We start from the raw sequence: 17,720 nt of genomic DNA on the forward strand, positions 1-17,720 counted from the left end.
GTGCTGACCTGTGCGGTCGAAGCCACCGACGTGGACGTCGCCGCCGCCGCGGGCACCGGGCGACCTTCCAGTGCCGCCTGCGCGCGCTGCGCCTCCACCTTGGCCCGGCGCTGGTCTTCGGCGCGGGCGCTGGCGGCCAGCTCCGCATCGGACATTTCCACTTCCTTGCCGGGCAGCAGGGTGTAGAAGTCGTACTGCGTGGCGGCCGGCTTGGCCGGTTCGGCAGGCTTGGCCGCCGCACCCGGCTTGGGCAGTTCTGCGCCCACGTCGGTATCTGCGTCGCTGACCGGGGCCGGCTGCGCATTCGGGTTCGGCTGCGGGCCTACCCGCAGGAAGCCGTCGCCATCGTTCTTGAACAGGTTCGGTGCCGCCAGGAACACCACGGCCGCAATCGCCACACCGGCCACCAGCCACACCCATCCCGGCGTGCCCTGGTTGCTGTTGCGTCGTGCCTGGGTTTTGCCGCGTCGCGCTGCCATTTACTGCTTCTCCAGAACTTACATTTTTTCCGGGGCGGAAACGCCCAGGACGTTTAGACCATTGGCCAGGACCTGGCGTGCGGCGCAGGCCAGCGCCAGCTTGGCATTGCGCTCCGCATCGTCGGCCACCAGTACCTGCGTGCCGTGATACCACGTGTGGAAGGCGTGCGCCAATTCACGCAGATACTGCGCGATCAGGTGCGGCTCCAGCGCAAGACCGGCCGCTTCCACCACTTCCGGGAAGCGCGACATTTCCACCATCAACCACAGCGATGCCTCGTCGCTGAGCGAGGACAGGCCAGCCAGGCCTTCGGCCGGCGTGTACGACAGGCCCTTCTCCTGGCCCTGGCGCAGCAGGCTGCACACCCGGGCGTGCGCGTACTGCACGTAGAACACCGGGTTGTCGTTGCTCTGCTGGCGCGCCAGGTCGATATCGAACGTCAGCTGCGAATCGGGCTTGCGCGCGATCAGGAACCAGCGGGTCGCATCGCGGCCGGCTTCCTCGATCAGGTCGCGCAGGGTCAGGTAGCTGCCGGCACGCTTGGACAGCTTCACTTCCTCGCCGCCGCGCATCACCGTCACCATCTGGTGCAGCACGTATTCCGGCCAGCCCTTCGGGATGCCCACATCCAGCGCCTGCAGGCCGGCGCGCACGCGTGCCAGCGAACCGTGGTGGTCCGCGCCCAGCTCGGTGATCGCGCGCTCGTAGCCGCGCTGCCACTTGCTCAGGTGGTAGGCCACGTCCGGCAGGAAGTAGGTGTAGGTGCCGTCGGACTTGCGCATCACGCGGTCCTTGTCGTCACCGAAGTCGGTCGAGCGCAGCCACAGCGCGCCGCCTTCCTCATACGTATGGCCGGCTGCCTTGAGCTGGGCCACGGTCTCTTCGACCTTGCCATCCTTGTACAGCGAGCTTTCCAGGAAGTAGATGTCGAAATCCACCCCGAACGCGGCCAGGTCCTGGTTCTGCTCATTGCGCAGGTAGGCAACAGCGAAGCGGCGGATCGCGTCCAGGTTGTCCGGGTCGCGCTCGCCCACCACCGAATGGCCTTCCAGCTCCACCGTCGCGCCGGACAGGTAGGCCTTGGCCACATCCTCGATGTAGTCGCCGCGGTAACCCGCTTCCGGCCAACCGGCGTCGTCGGGCTTCAGGCCCTTGGCGCGCGCCTGGGTGGACAGGGCCAGGTTTTCGATCTGCACGCCGGCGTCGTTGTAGTAGAACTCGCGCTTGGCGTTCCAGCCGTTCACTTCCAGCAGGCGGGCCAGGCAGTCGCCGATTGCCGCCGCGCGGCCGTGGCCCACGTGCAGCGGGCCGGTCGGGTTGGCCGACACGTACTCCACGCCCACGGTGCGGCCGTTGCCGCCCAGGTTGTGGCCGTAATCGGCGCCTTCCTTGAGCACGCTGGCCGCTTCACGCTGGTACGCGCTGGGGGCCAGGTGGAAATTGATGAAGCCCGGGCCGGCGATCTCGACGCGCAGCACGTCGTCGCTCTTGGGCAGCGCGTCCAGCAGCGCCTGGGCCAGGGCGCGCGGGTTGCTGCGCGCCGGCTTGGCCAGCAGCATGGCGGCATTGGTGGCGAAATCACCGTGTTCACGGGTCTTCGGGCGTTCCACCACGAATTCCGGGGTCAGGGTATCGGCCGGCAGAGTGCCGTTGGCGCGCAAGGCTTCGATGCCTTGGCTGATCAGGGCGCGGAGGAGATTTTTCACAGGGCCTGCTTGAAGACTGGAGCGGCGGAATCGGCAATTTTAGCCTAGAAGCCACCCCGATCCATTGAACCGCGCCCAAGCGGGGTGGGAAGCCGGCCCGCCAGGCGCTCCGGGCCCTGCGGGCGGGCACCCCCGCCTGACCGGGCCATTCAGTCGTCGAAGGACAATTTCGGCTTCAGCCAGCCCCGTTCAGCCATGGAGACCGGCAAGCCATCGCCCACCACCACATGATCGAGCAGGCGCACCCCGACCAGGGTCAGGGCCTGCTGGAGCTGGGCGGTCATCTGTCTATCGGCGGCCGAGGGCTCTGCATTGCCGGACGGGTGGTTGTGGCTGACGATCACCGCCGCCGCGTTGTGCAGCAGGGCACGGCGGACCACCTCACGGGGATAGACCGTGGCCGCATCGATGGTGCCGCTGAACAGCTCCTCGTAGGCCAGCGTCCGGTTGCGGGTGTCCAGGAACAGTGCCGCGAACACTTCCTGCGGTCGCGAGCGCAGCCGCTGCTTGAAGTAGCGCCCGGCCGTGCCTGGATCGCACATGCTCTCGCCCCGCTCAAGCTGGGCCAGAAGATGGCGGCTGGCCAGCTCCAGCGCGGCAACCATCTTGCAGGCGCTGGCGGGGCCAAGGGCGGGCAGCTCCTTGAGCGCGTTGGCATCCATGTCCATCAGGCGCCGCAACGGGCCATGGAGTTCAAGCAGCTTCCGCGCGCTTTCGATTGCGTTGGTCCCCTTCACTCCTTTGCAGATGAAGATCGCCAGCAGCTCCGAATCGGCCAGCGCTCCCGGGCCGCGTGCCAACAGCTTCTCGCGGGGACGGTCCTGTTCGAGCCAGTGCTTGATTGCCATTGGGGTAGTGTCGGCCCGAACGCGGGCGGTGCCCATAAGCAAGGGTCGCTCTGTCGCGTAGGAAGAAAGCCCGCGGAGCGTGCAAGCGCACGCCGTTGGAGCAATCAAAGCTCCTTCAAGCGCTCTCGCCAGTTGCGCTTCTCCACGGCGCGAATATTCGGTTCTGCCGAGAGTTGCTCCAGATAGGCCGGAAGCCGGGCCAACTCGTCGTCATGCCTGTCACCGGTGAACTCCTGGACCAGCACCAGGTTTCCATAGTTCTGGGCGTACTTGCTGGGGGTGTCGTCAATGCCGATCACATGCTCCAGCTTGAACCCGCGCTTCTTGAGCTTGGCCAGTCGCTTCTGGCTGGAGTAGCCGCCGGTCTCCCAATCCCGGGCCGTGCTGCAGCGTTTCGCTGACCAGACGAACTGCACGTCGCGGCCTGGCATCAGCTGGGCGACCAGGGGTTCTGCGTACAGCTGTCCCGATGAGGTCCAGACGCCCACCTTGAACGTCGAAAAGGCGAAGTCCAGAAATGCATCGAGGTGGGGGCGCTTGTAGACGTGATACCCGGTAACGCCGAGGTCGGCAGGGCGGTCAAGCTCGCGCTCACTCGCGAAGACCAGCGTCTCGTCGAGGTCAAGGACCAGGAGTTTCAGATCTCTGGCGGTCATTGTTTGGCAAGGCATTGCGCCATTGAAGTCCCCAGCACGTTGGCGAAGTCAGCGGGTGGGTTCCCGTTGTTGAACTCTGCCATCGTCTCATCGCCGTAGTGCTTGTGGATCGCATCGTACGTGCACTGGCATCGCGCCTCGCTGGTGCCGCCTTCCGCGCAGGAGCTGACAAAGGAGGTTTCGAGCCGACTTGCCTCGCGTGTGCAGGAGGAAAGCAGAAGTGCGGATGCCATCAACAGGATGAGCGGGCGCAAGCGGTCAACGAGCATTGAACAGTCCTTTGTCGTTCGCAGGTCTGGAGATCGAACATCCGGAAGTGTCAGGCCAAACGTGGTGGTTGCCAAGGGGCCAGGTGTGGCGCCGGGGCAAACCTCCGCGTATCACTCTTCAGACGAATGTGCTTTCCGCCGCTCGACCTCTTTGTGCGTCTGCACCATCGTCCAGGCGGCGAACCCGAGGCCTGCGAGAGAGATCACCACGGTGGCGACAATGAGGGCGGTTGTCATTGAGCATGCTCCGGATGGGTCAAATGAATTCTTGCGATCCGATTGAACAAGGAGTAGCTGATGGAAAGCGATGTGAGGGCGATGGCGGCCACGCAGTACATGATGGCCTGCTGATCGATCGCGTCGCCTCCAATCAGGGTCAAGCAGAACAGGACGCCATGAATGGCGATGAAAAATGCGGACATGCCGTTCTGGGTTGTTTTCCATGACCTGTCGGCGCCCACCAGATGCTCGATCTCATTGATATTGGAGATATGGAGAATGAGTCCAAATGCTATGAAATCCTGTGGCGCAAAGGGCTCGATGCTTCCCTGCCTGGTCACGAGCCAGACAAGGAACCTGGAGAAGATCGGAAGCAACCCGACCAGGACTGTGTATGCAAGCCATTTCGTCCTAGCTGTTTGCATCTCCCGCCCCTCGTTTCGCCATTGGACCTATAGGGAGCGAATTCTATGGTCGGGCTGTGGAATGAGGTCGCATAGCCGGTCTCACTTTGCGAAGCGTTGATCGCTCGGGACCAAGCCCTGTCTGAATTGGCATCGCTATGCGGGTAGTCAGCGACAGCCGATGCGTTGAAGTCTTCGCCCAGGTCGAGTGGGTCGCACCGGCGTCGACCAATCGCGCTCGGCGTACTCCACAGGCTAGTGCGCGCTCGGTTGATCGCTTCCGACGAACGCGCTCGGCCACTCCCCGTTTAGCAGTAGCCACGAGCGCGAGATGGGCTTGTGGTGATTCAGGAACTCATCCTCGATCGCCTGGCGTAGCGACGAGGAGCCCAGCGTGGCCGCATCCGTTGGGAAGGCAAACAAGGTTTCCTGATTCAGCGCAACGGCCGCAAACTCGGTCGTGCCAAAGTGTTCCACCATGGCTTGGTAGAGATTTCCCAGTACAAGTGCGCCCGCTGGTGCCATCCAGCTTCCTCGGGCGCCACCGATTTTCACGCCATCCTGCAATGCGGCGATGCCGAATTCGAACTTTCCGGCCCGCCACGCAGCGTCAAGGTTCTCGGCCGCAATGGTGAAGGCATCCTCCGGACTGCAGCCAATCGAGGCCAGGTCCTCAGGGCGTACGTTACGCACCGCGCCGTGGCAGTCCACCACCAGCACCATGTGCACGTCGTCGGAGAACGGTGAGCTGATGACTGCATTGGGGGTTACATGTTCGATCCAGCTTGCCGGCACGACGTAGGGATAGATCGAGCCAAGGGTGGCTTCGGAGAAATCTTCAAGCGCGGCCGCAGATATGCCCTGGGCGGACCCATTGTCGTCGTTGCTGCGTGGATGCTGCTGATTCTTCTTCTTCTTGAAGATTCCAAACATCTTGACCTCCCCTGATGGATTGTCGCGCTGCACCGGCACTCAGCCAAATATGAAAGACTCGCTTTGGATGATGTCGTTGATGCCCTTCGGGTTGAAATAGCACTTTCCATTCACCTCGATCATCCGGCCTGAATGACTGTAGGTGATCGACGTCAGCCCCCCGAACTCGACAAGAACGTTCTGCTGTCCACGAAGGCAGTTGCTGGCGGTTGCCGCTTGCAGGTGCTCAGTGACGGCTTTCATGAACATCCGGCAGTTTGCTCCGCAGCTGCGGTGGATGCGAACGGCGGATTCGTCCTTGAAACGTTGCCCTCGGAATGAATACTCTCCAGTCCTCGAGAGGAAGTAGAAGGATACGCTCTCTACCTTGTTGAGCATGGATGAAAGCTCGATGGCCGCGGATCTTCCAGAGTTGTCCGCTGGCGCTGCTGACGAAACAGTTGGCGCCACCGCGAGTGCCGCAGCTATCAATATGGCTGGCACTATTCTTCGCTGGTTGCACTGCATGTCTTCGCTCGACCTCCGCTGTCCGTGCGCATGATTGCAGCGAGATCATCCCAGAGGGAGCGTCCTTCCGTCCAGCGTGGCGCCGACGGAAGGGTATGCCGCACAGTCCGCGGTACGCCGCCCTCCGGGCGACCTGTCGATCAACGGCATACCGCCACGACCTGGCTGCGCGAGTCGATCATCACCACCGCGTCCTGCAGTGCATGAGCGCCTACCAGCACCTCGGGATACTTCGCTGACACGCGCACCTCCATGTCGGCATGGCTTACTTGTCCCACCCGGATGGGTCCTTTGACTACGGCGCGCCAGCTTTCCAGCTGCCCATTGGTCAGCTGCGAGCGGACCGACTCGCCGAGGGGCTGGTCGGAGACTTGCTCGAACACCGCCTGCGGCAATACAAGGCCGACGTTGGCCCCCGTATCCAGTTGGGCAACCAACGGGTGCCCATCTACCGATACCGGTATGCGGAAGGCGCGCGCATAGGGCAGCGCGTTGGCTGAGGAGGCGGCCAGCTGTTCCGTCCGCGTGAACGTGAGCAATCGTCTCGGATAGTCGATCCGCAGCAGGCCGTCGGCAAAGAAATCGCGCGCGAGAATCCCGTCGAACGCAGCGTCTGGCGCATTGCGCGCGTTGTAGTCGCGGGCGATCACGTCCACGTCGCGATGTACCAGCTCACCCAGCTGCAGCGCTTCGATCCGCACCGTATTTGCCTGGGCCTGGGAGACGCCATCCGAGGTGCTGCTCTCCCCGTGCAGGGGCAGGCCGAGCGCCGACACCAGGCGCATGTCGGCGCGCCCGATACCGCTGGCGCCGGTATCAACGGCGAACCGATAGGGATCCCGACCGTTGACGCGCGCCTGCACATAGATGCGTCCGTCGACGCTCTCGAAAGGTATCTGAACCAGCGTGTCGGTCAGCGCCTGGTGGGCAAGCCCGCAGGCATCGCCCGGCACAGGCGGCGGGGCGGCCGCTGCCGACGCCATCAGCAGTAGCGAGGCGGAGAATAATCCGGGGAGTACAGAAGTCATGGCGCGGTCCTTGCGGCTGGATGGATTCGGTCAGCGCCATACTGGGCTGATCCCCCTCCCGCCTGCATCCGCCCTGCGACGAATCACCACAGCCGCCGATGGAACCCCGGCAGGCCAGGGTGAAACGACAGCGCGGGGTCCCTTCCCAGCCCGGCTTCATGACCAAAAACCTCCTCCTTATGCCCCTGAGGCATCAGCCCCGCACAGCCCATCGGGTAAGCTAATCGCCTCGGTTCGACAGGAAATTCGCAGGTGGCTGACTCCCCCCAGGCTTCCCCGGCGCAGGTGCGCCCGCTGGCAGGCCAGAAGCTGTTGTTGTGCGTGGGTGGCGGCATCGCGGCCTACAAGTCGTTGGAGCTGGTGCGCCGCCTGCGCGACGCCGGGGCCCAGGTGCAGGTCGCCATGACCGCCGGGGCCCAGCAGTTCGTCACCCCGCTCAGCTTCCAGGCGCTGTCCGGCCAGCCCACCCGCACCACCCTGTGGGACAGCGCGGCCGAGCAGGCCATGGGCCACATCGAGCTGGCCCGCTGGGCCGACCGGGTCATCGTGGCCCCGGCCACGGCCGACCTGCTGGCGCGGTTGGCCAATGGCCATGCCGACGATCTGGTCACCACCCTGTGCCTGGCCACCACCGCGCCGCTCACCGTGTGCCCGGCCATGAACCACCGCATGTGGCTGCACCCGGCCACCCAGGCCAACATCGGCCTGCTGCGCCAGCGCGGCGCCCAGGTGATCGGCCCGGAAGACGGCCCGCTGGCCGAAGGTGAGTCCGGCCCCGGCCGGCTGACCGAGCCACATGCCATCGTGGCCGCCCTAGCGGCCCTGCAGGCGCCGTCGGCCGTGCCCGCCGCCGAGCAGGAACTGAAGGGGCTGCGCGTGGTCATCAGCGCCGGTCCCACCTATGAAGACCTGGACCCGGTCCGCTACGTGGGCAACCGCAGCAGCGGCAAGATGGGCTATGCGTTGGCCGCGGCCGCCGTGCGCCAAGGCGCGCAGGTGGTGCTGGTCAGTGGCCCGGTGCACCTGGCCACGCCGGCCGGGGTGCAGCGGGTGGACGTGCGCTCGGCCGCGCAGATGCGCAGCGCCGTGCTGGATGCGCTGCCGGCCGACATCTATATAGGCGCGGCGGCGGTGTCCGATTACACCCCGCGCCAGGTGGCCCCGCAGAAGCTCAAGAAGACTGCCGGCACCCAGACCCTCACGCTGGAACTGGTGCGCACCCCCGACATCCTGGCCGAAGTGGCCACCCAGACCCAGTCGCTGAAGCTGGTGGTCGGTTTTGCCGCTGAAACCCACGACGTGGAGAAATACGCGCGTGGCAAGCTGGTCGACAAGCGGCTGGATCTGGTGATCGCCAATCAGGTGGGCATCACAAACGGCGGCTTCGAAAGCGATGAGAATGCAGCTACCGCCTACTGGCAGGGCGGGGAACAGGTGTTCCCCGGCACCACCAAGGCGCTGCTGGCCAAACAACTGTTGTCCCTGATTGCCCAGAGGTTGCACGCATGACCCAAGCCCCGTCCCTGCAGTCGCTGCAGGTGAAGCTGCTCGATCCCCGTTTCGGCGACAGCTGGCCGCTGCCGGCCTATGCCACCGAAGCCAGCGCCGGGCTTGACCTGCGCGCGGCGCTGGAGACCGAGTTGACCCTGCAACCGGGGGACACGGCGTTGATTCCCAGCGGCATCGCCATCCACATCGCCGACCCGAACCTGTGCGCGGTGGTGTTGCCGCGCTCCGGCTTGGGCCACCGCCACGGCATCGTGCTGGGCAACGGCACCGGCCTGATTGATGCCGACTACCAGGGCCCGCTGCTGATCAGCGCCTGGAACCGCGGCCGCGAGGCCTTCACGCTGCAGCCGGGCGACCGTATTGCACAGTTGGTTGTACTACCAATTGCACGCGTGGGCCTGCAGGTAGTGGATACTTTCACCGACAGCGCCAGGGGAACGGGTGGATTCGGCCATACCGGGGTGCGCTGACAGGGGGCTTCAATGAGCAAGGCAACGGCGGAAGGGCAGCCGCGACTGACAAGCAAGCGTAATGGGCTGTTGCTGGTGGGGGCGTTGACCCTGCTGGCGGTGTGGTTTGCCTGGAGCGGCGTGCGGCAGTGGCGGCAGGCCTCGGTGGGGCAGGCGCTGGAACAGTCGCGCGACCAGATCGTGGACGGCGTGCAGGCCGCGCTTACCAGCCAGAGTACGCAGCTGCGCACGCTGGTGAAGAGCGAGCGGGTCACTGCCGCGCTGGCCGCCGGCGACGCCGATGCCACCGCGCTGGCCGTCCGTGAAGGCTGGCCCGGCACCGAAGAGGTGCAGGTGCTTACCACTGGCCTGAGCGAGGCCTACGCCGACCCGAAGGCCTTCGGCTATTCGCGCCTGGCCCTGCTGGAAGCCGCCATCGCCGGCGATACCGTTGCAACCCGCGTGGTTCGTGATGCCGGCGGCCAGCGTCTCGGCCTGGCCGTACCGGTGCAGCTGGGCGCGCAGGGGCCTGCCGTGATCTATGTGCGCCAGCCGCTGTTGCGCCTGACCGGCACCTTCGACCAGGTGCGGGTGCCGTCCGACGGCTACCTGGCCCTGCGCCAGGGCGGCCACAACATCGTGGAGCAGGGCGACAGCGCGTTGTCCGAAGGGGCAGAGGGCCTGGCCCGCCCGATCGGCAAGAGCGGCCTGCGCCTGGCGGCCGCCGTGCCGGACATCGACCCCGGCCCGCTGGGCATGGGCGCCATTTCCTGCCTCATCGTCGCGGTGCTGCTGCTGGCCGTTGCCGGCATGCTGCAGTTCGGCAAGGGCCGCGTGAAGCTGCCGCGCCGCCGGGCTGCCGCCAGCGAGGGCGAAGAAGGCCCCACCCTGCGCGAAAGCCTGGTGCTGGAGCCGGTGCTGGAAACCGCGCCCGCCGCCACCGGCACCACCCCGCCGCCGCTGCCGCCGGGCGAAGGCAACGACGTGCCGGAAGGCATCTTCCGCGCCTACGACATCCGCGGCGTGATCGGCCGCGAGCTCACCCCGCAGGTAGCGGTGCTGATCGGCCAGGCCATCGGCTCGGTCCTGCAGGTGCAGGGCCTGCGTGACATCGTGGTGGGCCGCGATGGCCGCCTGTCCGGTCCGGAACTGAGCGCCAGCCTGATCGAAGGCCTGCGCCGTGCCGGCTGCGACGTCATCGATATCGGCCTGGCGCCCACCCCGGTGGTGTACTTCGCCAGCTATCACCTCCGCGCGGGCAGCTGCGTGGCGGTGACCGGCAGCCACAACCCGCCGGACTACAACGGCTTCAAGATCGTGGTGGGTGGAGAAACGCTGTCTGGCGACGCCATCACCGAGCTGTACCAGCGCATCCGCGACGGCCAGCTGCATGTGGCCGCCGAACCCGGCAGCCTGCAGCAGCGCGACATCAATGCGGACTACATCCAGCGCATTGCCGACGACGTGCAGCTGGACCGCCCGCTCAAGGTGGTGGCCGATGCCGGCAACGGCGTGGCCGGCGAACTGGCCCAGCCGCTGCTGGAGGCCATCGGCGCCGAGGTCATTCCGCTGTACTGCGACGTGGATGGAACCTTCCCCAACCACCACCCGGATCCGAGCGACCCGCACAACCTGGAAGACCTGATCCAGACCGTAAAGCGCTTCGACGCCGATATCGGCCTGGCCTTCGATGGCGATGGCGACCGCCTGGGCGTGGTCACCCGCGAAGGCAAGATCATCTATGCCGACCGCCTGTTGATGCTGTTCGCAGCCGACGTGCTGATGCGCAACCCGGGTGCGCTGGTGATCTACGACGTGAAGTGCAGCGGCAAGCTGTCCGACTACGTGCTGCGCAACGGCGGCAGCCCGATGATGTGGAAGACCGGGCATTCGCTGATCAAGGCCAAGATGCGCGAGACCGACGCGGAACTGGCCGGTGAAATGAGTGGCCACTTCTTCTTCAAGGAGCGCTGGTTCGGGTTCGACGACGGCCTGTACGCGGCGTCGCGCCTGCTGGAAATCCTCGCCCAGCGTGAGGAGACCCCGTCGGAAGTGTTCGAGGAACTGCCCGACAGCATTTCCACCCCGGAACTGAAGGTGCCGGTGGAATCGGGCACGCCGCATGCGCTGGTGTCGTTGTTCGTGTCTTCTGCGCAGGCGGAAGAGTCGCCGTTCGCCGGCGCGCGCCTGTCCACCATCGACGGCCTGCGCGCGGACTTCCCGGACGGCTGGGGCCTGCTGCGCGCGTCCAACACCACCCCGGTGCTGGTGCTGCGTTTCGAAGGCAACGACGAGGCCGCGATGGCGCGGATCAAGACGCTGTTCCGCGAGCAGTTGCAGCCGTTGCTGCCGGGTGTGGAACTGGGCTTCTAAAGGCGTACCGACCAACGTCCCGTCACCATGCAGGTGACGGGCCGCTGGTAGGGTCGCATCCCAATCGACTGCCGTGAACCCGCCAACGTTCGTTGTTGGCAGGACCTTCAGACGAAATCGCTTTTCGATCGAATCCACGTCGTCACCGCGCCGATCACCGTTATCGGCGGTCGATCGGGATCCGACCCTACCGGTGCATGCATCACGCGATGTCGCGCTTCACCCCTTGAACCGCAATCCCACACCCGGTTCGGTGAACAGGTAGCGCGAATCCAGCGCCGAATCGCCCAGCTTGTGGCGCAGCTTGCCCACCAGGATGCGCAGGTAATGCGTGTCGTGCTGGTGGGTCGGCCCCCAGATCTCGGCCAGGATCTGCGGCTGGGTCACCACCCGCCCGGCGTTGCGCAGCAGCAGCGACAACAGCGCGTATTCCTTGCGCGTCAACGCCACCGGCACGCCGTCCAGCTGCACCTCGCGGCGCACCAGGTCGATGTGCAGGTGGCCGTCGTCGAAGTGCGGCAGCACCCCGTCGGCCGACACCGTGCGCGAGCGCAGCAGCGCACGCACCCGCGCCATCAACTCCTGCGTGCCGAACGGCTTGGTCACGTAGTCGTTGGCACCGTTGTCCAAGGCCAACACCTTCTCGGTCTCGCTGGCGCGCACGGTCAGCATGATCACCGGCACCTGGCTCCACTGGCGCAGCTCAGCCAGCACCTGATGGCCTTCCATGTCGGGCAGGCCGATATCCAGAATGACCAGGTCCGCACCCTCGCTGACCAGCTGCTCCAGCCCGCTCTGCCCGTTGGCCGCCTGCAGCACGCGGTAGCCCTGCGCGCGCAGGCTGATCTCGAGGAAGCGGCGGATCTGCGCTTCATCGTCGATCACCAGCACGCGCGCCGGGGGCACGCCTTGGGAGGGGTCAGGTGTCGTCGTGGTCATCGGCGGGGTGGGGTTGCAGCAGCGGCAGCGTGATGCGGATCAGGGTACCGCGTCCATCCCGTCCCGGCAGCGCCTGCACGCTGCCGCCATGCGCGCCGATCATGCCCTGGCAGATGGTCAGCCCCAGCCCGGTGCCATGCCGGCCGCGGTCGCCGCGCTCGACGCTGTAGAACATGTCGAAAATGCGCGCCCGTTCGTCGTCGGGAATGCCCGGGCCGGCGTCCAGCACATCGATGCGCAGCTCGCCCTCGACCAGGCGTGCCTGCACCTCCACCGGCGCACCGGGCGGGGAGAACTTCGCGGCGTTCTCCATCACGTTGAACACGGCCTGTTCCACCAGCGCCGGGTGCACCCAGATCGGGGCCAGCGTGCTGGGAATGTCCAGCTGCAGCTTCACCTCCGGCTGGTAGCGCTGCAGTCGACGCGCGGCCGACCCCACCAGCTCGTCCACCCCGATCCAGTCGCGGTTGATCTGCAGCCCTTCGTGCCCGAGCCGGGTCATGTCCAACAGGTTCTGGATATAGCGGTCCAGCCGCTCGCCTTCCACCAAAATGGTATCGAGCAGGGCGCGGCGGTCGCGCGCATCCATCGCGTCGGCATAGCTGGACAGGCTGTCTGCCGAACCGATCATCGCCGCCAGCGGCGAGCGCAGGTCATGCGACACCGAGGACAGCAACGCCGAACGCAGGCGCTCGGTCTCGTTGCTCACGTGTGCCTTCTCCAGGTCGGCCACCAGCCGCGTGCGCAGTGCCGCCTGCGCGATGTCATCCACCATGGCCTCGGCCAGCTGGCGCTGTTCCGGGGCCAGCCGCGCCACGTTGCGCGCGAACCGCATGCCGGCAACACCAATCGCGCGGTCGTCGCCATCCAGCAGCGGCAGGAACCACCACTCCGCGCCGGCCAGGGTGTCGGTGAAGCGGCCGCTGGGCTGCCCGTGGCGGTGCGCCCAGTCGGCAGCGGCCAGGTCGGTGTCGCCGGGGGCCGCGCTGCCGCTGGTGCTGGTGTCCGCGCCGATGCGCAGCCAGGCCGGTGCGTCCAGCGCCTGCTCCAGCGCCTGGCGGCCGGCCTGCGCCACCTGTTCGTTGCTGGCCGCACGGGTCAACTGCCCGCCCAGCACCTGGCGCGCATTGGCATGCCGGTTGGCCGCGCGCAGCGCCATTACCTGCATGCGCAGGCGCGAGGCCAGGCGGCCGGCCACCAATGCGGCCGCCAGGAACAGGAAGACGGTGATGACGCCCTGGCGCGCGCTGATCGCGAAAGTGAAGCGGGGGGCGATGAAGAAGAAGTTGTAGGCCAGGAAACACAGCGCCGCAGCAATCACCGCCGCGCTGGTGCGGCTGCGCGCGGCCACCATCACCACCGCCACGATGAACACCATGGACAGGTCGTACAGCCCCACCCAGCGCTCGGCCACCAGTGCCACCAGGCAGGCCAGTGCGGTGGCACCCAGCGCCAACGCGGTGTCCCTGCCGGTGCTCAGCGTAGGCATCGACAACCCATGGCGGCGCGCACGGGCGCGTGCCTGCGGGGTGCCGATGATGGTGATCTCAAGATGCGCCCCGCGCTGGATCAGCTGCTGGGTGAGCGTGCGGTTGAGCATGCGCGCGAACGGGCGCTCGCGGGTGCGGCCCAGCACGACGGTAGAGACACTGTTGTGCGCGGCGTGGTCGAGCAGTGCATCGGCGATGCTGGTGCCGTGCAGCAGCTCGGCCTCGCCACCCAGCCGCCGTGCCAACGCAAACACCGCGTCGATCTCGCGGCGGGTGCTGTCGTCCTCGCGCCGGCGCTGCACGGTTACCACCGTCCACGGCGCGTCACGCCGCTCGGCGATACGCCGGCCCACCCGCACCAGGTACTCGCTCTGCCCGCCGCCGTCGATGGCCACCAGCACCCGGCGGCGCAGCGGCAGGTTGCCTTCGCCGCGCGCGGCGCGGGTCTCGCGCAGGCTGGTGTCCACGCGGTCGGCGGCCTCCTGCATGGCCAGCTCGCGCAGGGCGGTGAGGTTGGCCGGCGAGAAGAACGCCTGCAGCGCCTGCGCGGCCTGCTCGGGCACGTACACCTTGCCCTGCTGCAGGCGTTCGATCAGCTCGCGCGGCGGCAGGTCCACCAGCACGATGTCGTGCAGGCGGTCCAGCACTGCATCGGGCACGGTCTCGCTGACCCGCACCCCGGTGATGCGCATCACCACGTCGTTGAGGCTTTCCAGATGCTGGATGTTGATCGTGGTCCAGACGTCGATGCCCGCATCCAGCAGCTCCATCACGTCCTGCCAGCGCCGCTCGTGGCGGCTGCCCGGCACGTTGCGGTGGGCCAGTTCGTCCACCAGCACCAGCGCCGGGCGGCGTGCCAGCACCGCGTCCAGGTCCATTTCCAGCAGTTCATGGTGCTGGTACTCGCACTGCCGCAGCGGCACCTGCGGCAGCCCCTCCAGCAGCGCCGTGGTCTCGGCACGGCCGTGGGTTTCCACCAGCCCCACCACCACGTCAACGCCACGGCGCAGCTGCTCGTGCGCGCGGCCGAGCATGCTGTAGGTCTTGCCCACGCCGGGGGCGGCGCCCAGGAACACGGTGAGCTTGCCGCCGGCCTCGCGCTGCAGGCGTTCCACCAGCGCGTCGGCCTGCCGGGTACGGGAATCGGTCATGGGTGCAGAGTGTGCGCGCAAACGTGCCTGCGCCGCATCAAGGCGTCACGCCTGGTGCGGCCCCGCCGGGCTTCGCAGCATCCAACGCCATGTTCAACGTCATCACGTTCACCCGTGGCTGCCCGAACACCCCCCATTGCGGCCCCTGCGTATGCGCCTGCACCAGCGCCTGCACCTGGTCGCTGTCCAGCCCACGGCTGCGCGCCACGCGTGCCACCTGCACGGCGGCCGCAGCGGGTGAAATCTCCGGGTCCATGCCCGCGCCGGACTGGGTCACCAGGTCACCGGGCACCTGCGCCACGGCAATGCCTTCGCGAACGGCTACCGCGTGGGTGGCTTCGTCCACGCGCTGCTGCAGGGCAGGGTTGCTGCGCGCCAGGTTGCTGCCGGCGGCGGCCATCGGGTCGTAATTGGCGGCCGACGGTCGCGCCTGGAAGTAGCCGTCACCGACGAACGGCTGCGCGATCAGGCGCGAGCCGCGCACCTGGCCGTCGTGCACCAGCAGGCTGCCCTCGGCCGGGGCAGGGAACAGCGCGGCGGAAATGCCGGTGGTGGCCACCGCGTAGGCCAGGCCCAGCCCGAGCAGGCTGACCACGCCAAGGCCGATGGCCGGGCGCAGCGCGCCGTCGTGCTGGAGCGCGTTGGCAAGGGCGGCGCGCGTACGCGCCGGGCGGGACAGCGGAGCAGCAGCGGAGCGGTTCATGCGCCAAATACCGAGACAAGAAGGAGGTCGATCAACTTGATGGCCGCAAACGGCAGCAGCACGCCGCCCAGGCCGTACACCAGCATGTTCCGGCGCAGCAGCGCCGTGGCCGTGGCCGGGCGGAAGCGCACCCCGCGCAGCGCCAGCGGAATCAGCGCCGGAATCACCAGTGCGTTGAAGATCAGCGCGGCCAGCACCGCATTGCGCGGGCTGGACAGCTGCATCACGTTCAAGCTGGCCATCGCCGGCAGCGTGGCGGCGAACAGCGCCGGCAGGATCGCGAAGTACTTGGAGACGTCATTGGCCAGCGAGAAGGTGGTCAGCGCACCACGCGTGATCAGCTGCTGCTTGCCCACTTCCACCACGGCCAGCAGCTTGGTCGGGTCCGAATCCAGGTCCACCATGTTGCCGGCTTCCTTGGCCGCCTGCGTGCCCGAGTTCATGGCCAGCCCGATGTCGGCCTGGGCCAATGCGGGCGCGTCGTTGGTACCGTCGCCCACCATCGCCACCAGCCGGCCACCGGCCTGTTCGGCGCGGATGCGGGCCAGCTTGTCTTCCGGGCGGGCCTCGGCGATGTAGTCGTCCACGCCAGCCTCGGCCGCGATGGCGGCGGCGGTCAGCGGGTTGTCGCCGGTGATCATCACCGTGCGGATGCCCATCGCGCGCAGCTGCGCGAACTTCTCGCGCATGCCGTGCTTGACCACATCGCTCAGCTCGATCACACCCAGCACGTAGCGTCCTTCGCACACCACCAGCGGCGTGGCGCCATTGCGTGCCACCTGTTCCACCCGCCCGGCCAGCTCGGCCGGCACCGTGCCGCCCAGTTCGCGCACATACGCGGTGATCGAATCGGCGGCACCCTTGCGGATGCGCCGGCCGCCGTCCAGGTCCACGCCGGACATGCGGGTCTGCGCGCTGAAGGCCAGGTACTCCGCACGTTCGGGCTCGGCCGTACTGCAGCCCTGTTCGCGGGCCAGCCGCACCACGGATTTGCCTTCCGGCGTCGGGTCGGCCAGCGACGACAGCAGTGCCGCCTCGCGCAGCTGGGCTGCATCGATGCCGGCCAGCGCGTGGAAGTGGGTCGCCTGGCGGTCGCCGTGGGTGATGGTGCCGGTCTTGTCGAGCAGCAGCACGTCCACGTCGCCGGCCACTTCCACTGCCTTGCCGGACTTGGCGAGGATGTTGGCGGCCAGCGCACGGTTCATGCCGGCGATGCCGATGGCAGGCAGCAGCCCGCCGATGGTGGTGGGAATCAGGCACACCAGCAGCGCGATCAGCAGCAGGGGGTCCACCTTCACCCCGACGAACGCACCGATCGCCGGCAGCGTGGCCACCACCACCAGGAAGGTCAGCGTCATCGCCGCCAGCAGCAGGGTCAGTGCTACTTCATTCGGCGTCTTCTGCCGGTTGGCGCCTTCCACCAGCGCGATCATGCGGTCCAGGAAGCTGTGCCCCGGTTCGGCGGTGATCTTCACGATGATCTGGTCCGACAGCACCTTGGTGCCGCCGATCACGCCGCTGCGGTCGGTGCCGGCCTCGCGCAGCACCGGAGCCGATTCACCGGTCACCGCCGCTTCGTTGATGGTGGCCAGGCCCTGCACGATCTCGCCGTCGGCCGGAATCAGCTCGCCGGCGCTGACGATGACGTGGTCACCGGGGCGCAGCTCCGCCGCCGGCACCCGGGTCTCACTGGCACCGGGGTGCGCGGCGGCCAGGCGGCGTGCGCTCAGGTCCTGGCGGGCCCGGCGCAGCGACGCGGCCTGGCCACGGCCACGCGCCTCGGCCACCGCTTCGGCGAAATTGCCGAACAACACCGTCAGCAGCAGGATCGCGGTCACGGCCAGGCCGAAGCCCAGCGGCGCGTTGCCGCTCAGCGTCACCAGCAGGCTGACCGCGGTGCCGGCCATCACCACCGCCATCACCGGGCTGTGCACCAGGTGGCGTGGCGAGAGTTTGATCACCGCATCGCGCAATGCCCGGCGCAGGCCGGCTGCATCGAGCAGGCGCGGGCGGCGGGAAGAAGCTGCATTCAAGGGATAGGTACTCATGGTTTCAC

At 67.2% G+C, this 17,720-nt stretch carries 16 protein-coding genes and 1 pseudogene; 3 read left to right on the forward strand and 14 right to left on the reverse strand.

Annotated features, from left to right (window positions below):
• The 10 genes and pseudogenes from ACREPD_RS15095 to ACREPD_RS15140 form a co-directional block, all read right to left on the reverse strand.
• Nucleotides 1-479: pseudogene (locus ACREPD_RS15095) on the reverse strand (SPOR domain-containing protein); the annotation flags it as partial.
• A gap of 18 nt (nucleotides 480-497) precedes the next feature.
• Nucleotides 498-2,186: an arginine--tRNA ligase gene (gene argS / locus ACREPD_RS15100; protein WP_431600082.1), complete on the reverse strand. Its 1,689-nt coding sequence runs from the start codon at nucleotides 2,184-2,186 to the stop codon at nucleotides 498-500.
• Between the two features lie 149 nt (nucleotides 2,187-2,335).
• A complete protein-coding gene (gene radC / locus ACREPD_RS15105) occupies nucleotides 2,336-3,034 on the reverse strand; it encodes a RadC family protein (protein WP_431600083.1) in 699 nt (232 codons plus the stop codon).
• Nucleotides 3,035-3,138: 104 nt separating this feature from the next.
• Nucleotides 3,139-3,690, reverse strand: a complete 552-nt coding sequence (locus tag ACREPD_RS15110) for an NIF family HAD-type phosphatase (RefSeq protein WP_431600084.1) — start codon at nucleotides 3,688-3,690, stop codon at nucleotides 3,139-3,141.
• Entirely contained in the window at nucleotides 3,687-3,959 is a 273-nt protein-coding gene (locus ACREPD_RS15115) for a hypothetical protein (RefSeq protein WP_431600085.1), read from the reverse strand. Before ACREPD_RS15115 ends, ACREPD_RS15110 begins: the two co-directional genes overlap by 4 nt.
• Nucleotides 3,960-4,070: 111 nt before the next feature.
• A complete protein-coding gene (locus ACREPD_RS15120; RefSeq protein ID WP_421569946.1) occupies nucleotides 4,071-4,196 on the reverse strand; it encodes a hypothetical protein in 126 nt (41 codons plus the stop codon).
• Nucleotides 4,193-4,519 (reverse strand): hypothetical protein, encoded by a 327-nt coding sequence (locus ACREPD_RS15125; protein ID WP_431600086.1) that lies wholly within the window; start codon nucleotides 4,517-4,519, stop codon nucleotides 4,193-4,195. Before ACREPD_RS15125 ends, ACREPD_RS15120 begins: the two co-directional genes overlap by 4 nt.
• Before the next feature lie 318 nt (nucleotides 4,520-4,837).
• Nucleotides 4,838-5,548 carry a hypothetical protein gene (locus ACREPD_RS15130; RefSeq protein ID WP_431600087.1) on the reverse strand — a complete coding sequence of 237 codons (711 nt, stop codon included), beginning with the start codon at nucleotides 5,546-5,548 and terminating at the stop codon, nucleotides 4,838-4,840.
• A gap of 6 nt (nucleotides 5,549-5,554) precedes the next feature.
• Nucleotides 5,555-5,893, reverse strand: coding sequence for a hypothetical protein (locus tag ACREPD_RS15135; protein ID WP_431600088.1), 339 nt, complete (start codon nucleotides 5,891-5,893; stop codon nucleotides 5,555-5,557).
• Nucleotides 5,894-6,162: 269 nt separating this feature from the next.
• Nucleotides 6,163-7,050, reverse strand: coding sequence for an aspartyl protease family protein (locus ACREPD_RS15140; protein WP_431600089.1), 888 nt, complete (start codon nucleotides 7,048-7,050; stop codon nucleotides 6,163-6,165).
• 252 nt (nucleotides 7,051-7,302) lie between these two features.
• Between ACREPD_RS15140 and coaBC the strand changes: the two genes are divergently transcribed.
• The 3 genes from coaBC to ACREPD_RS15155 are packed head-to-tail and all read left to right on the forward strand — an operon-like array spanning nucleotide 7,303 to nucleotide 11,381.
• On the forward strand, nucleotides 7,303-8,559 hold the full coding sequence (coaBC, locus tag ACREPD_RS15145; protein WP_431600090.1) for a bifunctional phosphopantothenoylcysteine decarboxylase/phosphopantothenate--cysteine ligase CoaBC: 1,257 nt from the start codon (nucleotides 7,303-7,305) through the stop codon (nucleotides 8,557-8,559).
• Nucleotides 8,556-9,029 (forward strand): dUTP diphosphatase, encoded by a 474-nt coding sequence (gene dut / locus ACREPD_RS15150; protein ID WP_421569941.1) that lies wholly within the window; start codon nucleotides 8,556-8,558, stop codon nucleotides 9,027-9,029. The genes coaBC and dut overlap by 4 nt, the downstream gene beginning before the upstream one ends.
• 12 nt (nucleotides 9,030-9,041) lie before the next feature.
• Nucleotides 9,042-11,381 carry a phosphomannomutase/phosphoglucomutase gene (locus ACREPD_RS15155; protein ID WP_431600091.1) on the forward strand — a complete coding sequence of 780 codons (2,340 nt, stop codon included), beginning with the start codon at nucleotides 9,042-9,044 and terminating at the stop codon, nucleotides 11,379-11,381.
• A 219-nt stretch (nucleotides 11,382-11,600) separates the two neighbouring features.
• On the opposite strand, the gene ACREPD_RS15160 is transcribed toward ACREPD_RS15155, so the two are convergent.
• Genes ACREPD_RS15160 through kdpB form a run of 4 tightly spaced genes read right to left on the reverse strand, consistent with a single transcriptional unit; the run spans nucleotide 11,601 to nucleotide 17,712 of the window.
• Nucleotides 11,601-12,320, reverse strand: coding sequence for a response regulator transcription factor (locus ACREPD_RS15160; RefSeq protein ID WP_431600092.1), 720 nt, complete (start codon nucleotides 12,318-12,320; stop codon nucleotides 11,601-11,603).
• Nucleotides 12,301-14,961 carry an ATP-binding protein gene (locus ACREPD_RS15165; RefSeq protein ID WP_431600093.1) on the reverse strand — a complete coding sequence of 887 codons (2,661 nt, stop codon included), beginning with the start codon at nucleotides 14,959-14,961 and terminating at the stop codon, nucleotides 12,301-12,303. Before ACREPD_RS15165 ends, ACREPD_RS15160 begins: the two co-directional genes overlap by 20 nt.
• Nucleotides 14,962-14,998: 37 nt before the next feature.
• On the reverse strand, nucleotides 14,999-15,664 hold the full coding sequence (gene kdpC, locus ACREPD_RS15170; RefSeq protein WP_431600094.1) for a potassium-transporting ATPase subunit KdpC: 666 nt from the start codon (nucleotides 15,662-15,664) through the stop codon (nucleotides 14,999-15,001).
• Nucleotides 15,661-17,712, reverse strand: a complete 2,052-nt coding sequence (kdpB, locus tag ACREPD_RS15175) for a potassium-transporting ATPase subunit KdpB (protein ID WP_431600095.1) — start codon at nucleotides 17,710-17,712, stop codon at nucleotides 15,661-15,663. Before kdpB ends, kdpC begins: the two co-directional genes overlap by 4 nt.
• Nucleotides 17,713-17,720 lie beyond the last annotated feature (8 nt).

The sequence above is a fragment of the Stenotrophomonas sp. genome, assembly GCF_050737075.1.
In the GTDB taxonomy this organism is placed as follows: Bacteria; Pseudomonadota; Gammaproteobacteria; order Xanthomonadales; family Xanthomonadaceae; genus Stenotrophomonas.